This is a genomic window from Sulfurimonas sp. (assembly GCF_023229105.1).
Classification (GTDB): domain Bacteria; phylum Campylobacterota; class Campylobacteria; order Campylobacterales; family Sulfurimonadaceae; genus Sulfurimonas.
Map to the genome: position 1 here is coordinate 1 of NZ_JALNZY010000127.1, position 2,943 is coordinate 2,943.

General features: G+C 37.1%; 2 protein-coding genes and 1 pseudogene. 1 reads left to right on the forward strand and 2 read right to left on the reverse strand.

Annotation, left to right across the window (positions count from 1 at the left end; translation table 11 throughout):
• The coding region (locus M0Q17_RS11070; RefSeq protein ID WP_295086827.1) for an FAD-dependent oxidoreductase at window positions 1–1,439 on the reverse strand (1,439 nt) is incomplete at its 3' end.
• A 205-nt stretch (window positions 1,440–1,644) separates the two neighbouring features.
• Here M0Q17_RS11070 and M0Q17_RS11075 point away from each other — a divergent pair.
• Window positions 1,645–2,727, forward strand: a complete 1,083-nt coding sequence (locus tag M0Q17_RS11075; protein WP_295086829.1) for a 2Fe-2S iron-sulfur cluster-binding protein — start codon at window positions 1,645–1,647, stop codon at window positions 2,725–2,727.
• Here the strand turns inward: M0Q17_RS11075 and M0Q17_RS11080 are convergent.
• Window positions 2,722–2,943 (reverse strand): annotated as a pseudogene (locus M0Q17_RS11080) (GGDEF domain-containing protein); the annotation flags it as partial. The gene M0Q17_RS11075 and the pseudogene M0Q17_RS11080 sit on opposite strands and share 6 nt — an antisense overlap.

Genomic DNA, 2,943 nt, shown 5'->3' on the forward strand with positions numbered 1-2,943 from the left:
TTTTTAAATCTTGCACGAAGATCTTTAACTTTAGCTATTGCAATTTCTAGCGTCTCTTTTGTTCTAAACGCACCTGCATTTATAGTCATGCACTGCTGAAGCTCTTCTCTTAGTTGTGTGATTGTCTCGTTTCCGTTGTTGTTTAAGATAAAATCAATTTCTCCAAGAGCTCTTTTTGCATCTTCTTGTGTTGCTTCACGAAGAGTAATCGTGTCAATTTCGCATGCCATTGTTTTACCGACAAAACGACCAAACAGAAGTGCTTCAAGAACAGAGTTTGCACCTAGACGGTTTGCACCATGCACAGAAACACAAGAGCACTCGCCTGCCGCATAAAAGCCTTCTACAAATTCGTCATTATTTTTGCGAACATTTCCTGCGATGTTTACCGGAATACCACCCATAGAGTAGTGTGCTGTTGCTGAGATTAGAATTGGTTCTTTTATCATATCTAGACCCAAGAATGTCATAGCAAGTTCACGAAGTTCAGGAAGCCTCTCCATGATTAAATCACGTCCAAGATGTGTCACGTCAATAAAAACTGCATCTTTTCTCGGTCCGACTCCGCGTCCTTCTCTTATCTCGTTTAAAATAGCACGACTTACAACATCGCGAGATGCAAGCTCCATAGCATTTGGAGCATATTTTTCCATAAATCGTTCACCTAGAGAGTTAAAAAGACGTCCGCCTTCTCCACGAGCTGCTTCAGAGATTAAAACACCGTTTCCAGAAAGCCCCGATGGATGAAACTGAACAAACTCCATGTCTTCTAATGGAAGACCATGACGTGCTACTATAGAGAGTCCATCACCTGTATTAGCGTGTGCATTTGAGTTGATTTTGTAGCTTCTTGCGTATCCGCCTGTTGCAAACATTACTGATTTTGCGTTGAATATTGCTATTTGTAAATCTCGTATATTAAACGCAACTACGCCTGAGACTTTTCCCTCTTTGTAGATAAGATCAGCAGCATACCACTCATCCCAAAACTCAACACCGACGCGGTAAGCTTGTTCATAAATTGTTTGTAGTAGAGTAAGCCCCGTTCTATCTTTTGCATAACATGCACGAGGAGAGGATTGTCCTCCAAAAGGACGTTGCGCTATTTTTCCATCAGGAGTTCTGCTAAATGCAGCTCCCATTCTCTCTGCCCAGCGGATAGTCTCAGGTGCATTTTTACACATAAACTCTACAGCATCTTGATCAGCTAAATAGTCACTCCCTTTAACTGTGTCAAATTCGTGCAGCTCTACACTGTCCTGATCACTAAAAGCAGCATTAACACCACCTTGAGCAGCTCCTGAGTGGCTTCTAAGTGGATGAAGTTTTGTAATAACTGCAACTTTCTTGCCTGCATTTTGTAACTCTCTTGCAGCGGCGCATCCTGCGAGTCCTGCACCGACAACAATTGCATCGTAAGTATAAATAGGAATACCCATTAGCTTTCCTTTGTTAATAAGAATAAAGTAAGGCGGATTGTACAATCTCTAGCCTTTGCGAATGATAAAAGATTGTTATAAAAGTGCAGAATGTTCCATAATAACACACTTGTAGCGAATTTGAGAGTGTAGAATCTACACACTCTGTTTTTGTCTTTTTGTGATATACTCCACGCTTATTTTTATCATAAACAGAGGAAGCAGGATGATGAGAGAAGTAGAGATAGAGTTATTTAGATTTGATTCAAAAGTAGATTATCTACCATACTATAAAAAATATAAACTTAAATATAAAGAAAATGAGACTGTTTTAGAACTTTTAAATAAAATAAATAGCCTTGAAAAATTTGCCTATGAAGCAACTCTTGAATTTAATCTAAATATCAATGGACTCTATCTCAACGTAAGTGAGCTTATCAAAGATATAGTAGATAAAACATCTAATGAGCTGAGGATAGAGCCTTTGAGCATCTACAGAGCAATTAATGATTTACTTATTGACAAGAGGGATTATCTTGAAAAAATAGTCCTCTTTAAAGAGTATATCTCCCCTATGGAGATGGATGGATATGCTAAAAAATATGAGTTAGACTATTTCGCTTCAAACACCTATGAAATAAACAGAAGCTATATAGGAGACCATGCTCTTTTGATTGCGGCTGAGATTATTGAGCACAATCCTAAAGTAAAAAATGAAATAATTGAGCTTATTTCCTCTGCAGATAACGGCATTTGGTATCATACTTCACTTCAAAACAGAGTTTTAAACTACGATATAAATAAAGAGATTAAGATAAAGTCACTTCTAAATATGTTACCTAAAGTTACATATTCAGGAATTAGTGCACATTTAAATAAAGCTGTTAAAATAGAAGATGTAAAAATATCCCAATTTTTTGACGGATTTAACATAGCCGAGTTTGAAGGTTTAAACAAAAACTCATGTGTAACAGTAATAAAAAAATCCAAAGCGAACTATATCAAACTCTCGTCCTCACAAGAGGATTTAGCACCATATTCTACTCTTGTAAGCAAAGATTTTTCTCACAAGATAGCAGGTAAGATTCTTATTGAAGCAAAAGATAGTAATGCAGATTTTTTAATAGTTAGAACAAAAAGCGATTTGATGCTTTTTGACGGGGAGCAAAAAAAGATACAAAAAGTTATAGGCAGAGAGATAGAGCTTCCTGTTATTACTCAAGAGCAGTTTAAGAAGCTTTTAGAGGGGGAGAAAAGCAGGGCGGTTTTAGGTTTTGACAAACATAAAGTGAAAGTCTCTTTTTTATAATTCGCTGTGTGCTAAATCTCTAACTTGAGAAATTTTGCCTCCGCCCGTCTCCTTAGCATGTTCTAGAATTTTTTTGGCCTGTTTTATTGCCTCTTCAAGTGAGATATGATTTGGTTTTATGACAAATCCGCCACTGAGCTTTATCACGATAGATCCGAGTTCTGGGGTGCTTAGTTTTAACTCAGAAATACTTTGACGAATCATATCTATATCTTT

What these genes read in the sequence shown, in the direction of transcription:
- M0Q17_RS11075 (WP_295086829.1), top strand. Translation starts at nt 1,645, where the DNA reads ATGATGAGAGAAGTAGAGATAGAGTTATTTAGATTTGATTCAAAAGTA.